Origin of the sequence: Corynebacterium sp. MSK032, assembly GCF_030232065.1 — a bacterium.
Classification (GTDB): domain Bacteria; phylum Actinomycetota; class Actinomycetes; order Mycobacteriales; family Mycobacteriaceae; genus Corynebacterium; species Corynebacterium jeikeium_D.
The window spans coordinates 134305-140753 of record NZ_JASPJR010000005.1 but is presented as its reverse complement, the minus strand read 5'-3'; the positions used below and the strand labels follow the sequence as shown (position 1 = coordinate 140753).

The following is a 6449-nucleotide window of genomic DNA, read 5'->3' as shown; positions in this document are numbered from 1 at the left end:
AGAGACCTAGTTTGAAACTGGCCGTGTCCCTATCAGCTGTCATCGAAAGTCCTGGCACCCGGCGGCAACACCCCCCCGGATTATGGAAACTGCAGGGCAAGTAAGCCATACCGGGACCAGCGACTATCCCCATTATCAGGGACACTCACAAGGTAACGGGGCTTTGTAGCAACGGTCGGCAGCGGTCGTTATTGGAGTGCTGTATCAGCGTGACGTTGTAGCGAGCGGTTGTAGCGTGCCGTCTTAGCGTGCGCGGACTTTCGCCAGAAGATGCACCTCGCGACATTTGATAACACACTCAATAACACACTCGAAAATACGAGCGAAAAGGTTTACTAAAGGGGTTGTGCAATCGAACGGGTGTACTATAATGGAGGTATCCAGAACAAAGTGCTTGAGCTTCTCTTCTTGGCGTTGGGCTAGTGGTATTCACTGGTCATCGACACCAAGTGGGGTTGGGGCTTTGGAGGAACAATGTCTGAAAAAGATAGTCCGGCCAAACAACCGTCCGATGTTTACCAAGCGGCTCTGCTGCCTGAAGCGCCGCAGTTTTTCATGAGTCATCCACGAACCAGTTGGCGGTGGCGGGTATCCAACGCAACCGCTTGGAACTGGGTATAGCTTGCGGTTGCACGCCGAAGTCGCTTGAGATTGATGTGGATGCATACATTGCTGAAATCGCACCCGAGTTGGGTATTTCCCGCGGTAAGGCGCTCGAGTATGTAGAGGTCGGCATTCAGTTAGCGCGTATGCCCCGGCTGGGTGCCTTTATTAAAGCTCGAGCTCATTTGCCCTTTGCGCATCTGATCACCATTGCTCGCGCGACAGCGCCGCTCCACGATCCAGAGGTGCGTGCAGCTGTTGAAGAAGAAATTGCCCGCTTTGTCATTCCCCGAAAGCATGGCGAGGCACTCCGGGGAGTTCGCAGCCTACATAAATTCCTGCAACGGGTTATCGAAGAAATTGAACCTCAGCTTCGCCCCAAAAACCTTCCGGGTGATGTCGATCCGCTGCTTCCTGCAGGAGAACGCGAAATAGTAGGAGAGAGTATCGGTTTTGAAGAGAGCGACAACTTCGCGGAAGCTTTTATGGAGCTGGAAAAGACCCGCGCTCTCGAATTCAAAACCACCCTCGAGTCCATCTCCAGCTCAGCTGGCTGCACTCGAGTCGAAGCTTTGACACACCTCATCCGCGGCACCGCCGAGGCAAAAATCGTACTCAACCTATACTGTCCTGCCACAGAGGAGCGTCCCCGCACCGCCTGGCTTGGCGGCGTTGGCTGGATCTCGCAGTTAGCTACGCAGGCGTGGATTGATAAGGTCACGCATATTCGTATGCTTGCCGACGAAACCGCGGAGGGCTACGCCCCAACCGAAAGTCAGAGAGCCTTCGTTAAAGGTCGGGACGGAACGTGTCGCTTTCCGGGGTGTGATGTACCCGCGGAGCTCTGCGACATTGACCATATTGAGCCGTACGACAAAGAGCACCCAGAGGAGGGCGGGGCAACAGAAACGCCGAACCTCCACTGCCTCTGCCGCCGGCACCACAACATGAAAACAGCTGGTCTGTGGAATGTTGCACGTGATCGGGATGGGGTGGAACTGTGGACGTCGTCAAGCACGGGCAAAAAGGCGGTGAGCCTGGAAGACGGGCCGCTTGCCGGGCACGGGCGCTACACTTTCGACAAACGGGGACTGCGGATGACGCAGGCGCTGGCAGAATATAACGAGTATCGCCAGGAGCTGATAGAGCAATCACGGAAGCTGGTCGAGGAAGCGCGCAGGGGAGAAGACACCGATACTCCCAACCCGCAAGACCCCCAAGACTCGGAAGCTCCCCAAGACCCGCAAGACCCGCCGAACATGGAAGAGTTTGGTTTCTGACCAGGGGGTGTGTAATAATTTCCAGGTTGTCTTTATAGGCAGCTTTACCTGTTTCGGGCATGAACCGGCCGAGCGTCCCTCTGTGGGAAAGCGCCGCCAGGGTCCTCTGTCTATGCAAAAAGTAAAGGAATAAGTTTCCATGAACATTCTTGACAAGGTTGATGCAGCATACCTGCGCGACGACATTCCGGAGTTCCGCGCTGGTGACACCGTCGAGGTCGACGTAAAGATTGTCGAGGGTAAGACCGAGCGTATTCAGGTCTTCAAGGGCGTCGTTATCCGTCGTCAGGGCGGCGGCGTCCGCGAGACCTTCACCGTCCGCAAGGTATCCTTCGGTATCGCTGTTGAGCGTACCTTCCCGGTGCACTCCCCGAACATCGACGAGATTCGCGTTGTCTTCAAGGGCGACGTTCGCCGTGCGAAGCTGTACTACCTGCGCAACCTGCGCGGTAAGGCTGCACGCATCAAGGAGCGCCGCTAGTCTTTTGGCGCAAAATAATCCCCATCGAGTGTTGAGCTCGGTGGGGATTTTTCTATCGCGTATAGTCTTTTCCCATGACCGACGACGATTCTCGCGAACAGACTGACGGCCAAAAAGAAGACCGTACTGAAGGCTTGAAAGGCTTCCGGAAACTTGACGAGGAGCCTGAAAAGCACACTCCGTGGTACATCGAGATTCCAATCATTATCGTGATTGCCCTGCTCATCAGTGCTGGTGTGCAGTCCTTTATCGGCCGTGTCTACGTGATTCCATCCGAGTCGATGCAGCCGACGCTCAACGGATGTGTCGGGTGCACCGGTGACCGCATTTGGGTGGATAAGGTTTCCTACCAGTTCTCAGATCCCAAGCCCGGCGATGTTGTCGTCTTTAATGGCCCGGAGTCCTGGAATAGTAACTACGTGTCACAGCGTTCTACTAACCCGGTGGCAAACTCGCTGCAGACGGTTGGTTCCTGGATTGGCCTTGTCGCCCCTGATGAAAATGCGTTGGTCAAGCGTGTGATTGCCACGGGTGGGCAGACTGTGCAGTGTCGCCCAGGAGATCCCGGCATCATGGTTGACGGCAAGATGACAGACCAGGATTTCATTAAAACTCCAGCAGACAAGCCGGTGGTGGATAATCTTGGCTCAGAGCAGTGTGGTGGCCCGTACTTCGGGCCGGTAACAGTGCCGGAGGGGCATCTGTGGGTCATGGGTGATAACCGCACCAACTCCGCGGACTCTCGCTATCACATGGGCGACGAGCTGCAGGGTACTGTGCCACTGGATAACGTCGTCGGCAAGGTGCAGGCAATCATCCTGCCGTTTAACCGCATCGGTGGCGTCGATGATCCGGACATCCAGCACAACTAGTCAGCACAGTCTGCTCACGCCGCCGGCGCCGAAACTGCGGAGGCTGAAGCAGTCGCGCACGATAGAGGTCGCGCTGGCAAAGCGCGGCTTTGGACCTGTAGCCGGGGTCGACGAGGCTGGTCGCGGCGCCTGTGCAGGCCCGATAGTTATCGCCGCCTGCTGCCTTCCAGAACGCCCTATCGCAGAGCTGGATAAGCTCACCGATTCTAAAAAGCTCACGCCGGCCGCACGTGAACGGCTCTTTCCGCTCATCCAACGCTTCGCCACCTCTTTTTGCGTGACGACGATTCCCGCGTCCTACATCGACCAATTCGGCATCCAGGACGCGAATGTCACTGGAATGCGCCGCGCGGTAGCCGGGTTGGGGCAGCGTCCTGGCTACGTGCTTACCGACGCACTCAAGGTGTCTGGCTTCACGGCACCCTATTTGCCCGTGATTGGTGGTGATTCCGCTTGCCGATGTATTGCTGCTGCGAGTGTCTTAGCCAAAGTCACCCGCGACCGCATTATGGTTGACCTATCGGAGAAGTATCCGGACTATGGTCTGGCGGGGCATAAGGGCTACGGCACGTCATCGCATATGGAAGCGATTTCACGCCATGGCGCAACCCCGGAGCATCGGTGGTCATACCGCAATGTGCGCTTGGCACACGCGGAGTATCTTGAGCACCCCGAATAGACCAACATGTACAAAAAGAGCAACATGTAAACACTCGAAGGAGCCGTCGCGGTCGTGAGCGCAGAAGATCTAGAAAACTACGAGGCCGACGTTGAACTATCCCTGTACAAGGAGTTCCGCGATGTCGTTAGTCAGTTTTCGTACGTTGTTGAGACGGAGCGCAGGTTCTACCTTGCTAATGCTGTGGAGCTGATTCCGCACAACAGCGAAAACGAGGTCTATTTCGAGCTGCGGATGTCGGATGCGTGGGTGTGGGATGTCCATCGCCCGGCTCGGTTTGTCCGCTACGTGCGCGTTATCACTTTCAAGGATGTCAATATCGAGGAACTGGATAAGCCGGACTTGCGACTGCCGTAGGTTATCGTCGCCTGTCATCGCATGTTATGGCTAGCTGCTAACAGTTATCCACAGTCGAAAAATTATCCACAGTTAGGGCCCTCTGAGCATTTATCGGAGGGCCTTTGTCATGCCCGCTGTGCAAGAGTGTTTCCGAACCGCCAAGGCGGCAAAAGTCTAGGCAGTAAACCGCCAAGGCACAATTCAACGGGGAACCAGGGGGACCGGGGCTATGACACAGAGCTTTGAAGAACTAACCACAAGACAGCTCGGCGCGTTTGGGGAGGATTTCGTTGCTGAGATGTTGGTGGATCAGGGGTGGGAAGTTATTGCTCGGAATGAGCGGGTGGGGCGCTATGAGCTCGATCTTATTGCTGAAGATGTTGACGGCAGGCTGCATTTTGTGGAGGTAAAAACGCGGCGCAGCTCGCGAAGTAGTCAGTTTGGGGACGGCAGAGAGTCCATCACAGCAGCCAAGCTTCGTCATTTGCGCAAGGCGGCGGGACAGTGGCTGTCAGAGAGTTCTACCTACTGGTTAGAGTCCGTAGTTATCGACTGCGCAGAAGTCACAGTGTCCAGCCCTTCGTCCGGTCCTCCAGTCGTTGCAGTTACGTACATTCCCGCAATCAGCGACGCAATCATGTGGGACTGCTAGATGACTGTCGGTACAGCTCTTGCAGTCAGCCTCAGCGGCATTGAAGGAACTATTGTGCAGGTGGAAGCCGATGTTGGGCGTGGCTTGCCGGGAATGTATATCGGTGGGCTCGGCGATGCCGCCGTCGGAGAAGCCAAACATCGCGTGCGCACGGCGGTTGCTAACTCGCAGTTGCCCTGGCCGAAGACAAAAGTCGTGGTGAGTCTGTCGCCGGCGCATATCCGCAAGCACGGCACTAGCTTTGACCTCGCCATCGTCTGCGCCATCCTTATCGCAACCAGCGATGACATGGAGGCCCGAGGTCGTCTCCGCCACACGGTTCTCATTGGCGAACTTGGGCTCGACGGTTCCATTCGCCCGGTGCGTGGAGTGCTGCCGCAGGTCCTTGCCGCCCGCGAGGCAGGTGCCCGTTGGGTTGTCGTCCCCGCCGCCAACGCCGCCGAGGCCGCGCTCGTCGACGGCATCGCAGTCTGCACCGCAGCCGACCTCACACAGCTATGGGGCTGGGTACTCACCGGCTCAGGTTTGACGACCGCGCTTAACGACGACCCCAGCGAACAAGCCTTCTCGGTAGACCTGGCCGATGTCGATGGCCAACCTGAGGCCCGCTTCGCCCTCGAGGTAGCCGCAGCAGGTGGGCACAATCTGTTCATGCAGGGTTCTCCGGGAACTGGGAAGTCCATGCTCGCTGAGCGCTTGCCCACAATTCTGCCGCCATTGCAGAAGTGGCAGCAGCTGGAGGTCACCGCGCTGCATTCGGTGGCCGGAGCGCTCGATACTGCGGACACTCTTATTCAACATCCGCCGTTTGTGGCTCCACATCACAGCGCGACTGTGGCAGCGTTAGTCGGCGGCGGTGCTGTGCCCAAGCCCGGCGCGATTAGCCTTGCCCACCATGGGGTGCTGTTCTTGGACGAAATCACCCTCATGCGCCCGGCGGTATTGGATGCGTTGCGGATGCCGATGGAAAACGGGGTGGTCGTCCACCTGCGTACGCACCATCGAGTGACCTTTCCGGCGAGAACACAACTAGTCATGGCGACCAATCCCTGTCGGTGTGGGGCGGCGTATGCCAGCGAATGCACCTGTTCTAGTACCGAGCGAGCCAAGCATGGTCGCGCATTATCGGGCCCGCTACGCGATCGCATGGATCTCAACGTCACGCTCAGTCCTGCCGGGGCCAAGCTGGGAATTAAAAACAAAGCACACAATGAGCCCTCCGCGGCCGTTCGCGATCGGGTACAGGCCGCACGTGACCGTGCCCGACATAGGTGGCAGGCCCTGGGGCTTGCCGACGAAGCAGCCGTCACCAACGCGAGTGTGCCACGCTCGCTTCTCCGTCGTCACGCGGGCTTAGACGAAGAAGCGATGGCGTTATTGGACTTCCAGTTGAGGAACGGAGAGATTACCCAGCGGGGAGTGGACAAAGTAATCGCAGTGGCGTGGACGCTCGCAGACCTCGGGGGAGTAGACGCGTTTACCTTCGAGCACGTGCAACGTGCCTGCCAGCTGCATGACCGCGAGGGCGGCTAATACAACCGAA

Annotated in this window: 7 protein-coding genes; all 7 read left to right on the top strand. The window is 57.4% G+C overall.

Going from position 1 to position 6449, the window contains the following annotated elements; all coding sequences use genetic code 11:
* The first annotated feature begins 656 nt into the window (after positions 1-656).
* The 7 genes from QP995_RS04590 (at position 657) to QP995_RS04560 (ending at position 6439) form a co-directional block, all read left to right on the top strand.
* Entirely contained in the window at positions 657-1883 is a 1227-nt protein-coding gene (locus tag QP995_RS04590) for an HNH endonuclease signature motif containing protein (protein ID WP_284852959.1), read from the top strand.
* A 139-nt stretch (positions 1884-2022) separates the two neighbouring features.
* On the top strand, positions 2023-2364 hold the full coding sequence (rplS, locus tag QP995_RS04585; protein WP_048761860.1) for a 50S ribosomal protein L19: 342 nt from the start codon (positions 2023-2025) through the stop codon (positions 2362-2364).
* Between the two features lie 74 nt (positions 2365-2438).
* Positions 2439-3236 (top strand): signal peptidase I, encoded by a 798-nt coding sequence (gene lepB, locus QP995_RS04580; RefSeq protein ID WP_048735525.1) that lies wholly within the window; start codon positions 2439-2441, stop codon positions 3234-3236.
* Positions 3211-3915 (top strand): ribonuclease HII, encoded by a 705-nt coding sequence (locus QP995_RS04575; protein WP_224783775.1) that lies wholly within the window; start codon positions 3211-3213, stop codon positions 3913-3915. The genes lepB and QP995_RS04575 overlap by 26 nt, the downstream gene beginning before the upstream one ends.
* Positions 3916-3969: 54 nt before the next feature.
* Positions 3970-4272, top strand: a complete 303-nt coding sequence (locus QP995_RS04570; RefSeq protein WP_005509529.1) for a DUF2469 domain-containing protein — start codon at positions 3970-3972, stop codon at positions 4270-4272.
* Between the two features lie 211 nt (positions 4273-4483).
* The gene (locus tag QP995_RS04565) at positions 4484-4906 is read left to right on the top strand and encodes a YraN family protein (RefSeq protein ID WP_284852958.1); all 423 of its coding nucleotides are present in this window, start codon (positions 4484-4486) and stop codon (positions 4904-4906) included.
* Positions 4907-6439, top strand: coding sequence for a YifB family Mg chelatase-like AAA ATPase (locus tag QP995_RS04560; RefSeq protein WP_049194022.1), 1533 nt, complete (start codon positions 4907-4909; stop codon positions 6437-6439).
* The last annotated feature ends 10 nt before the right edge of the window (positions 6440-6449 follow it).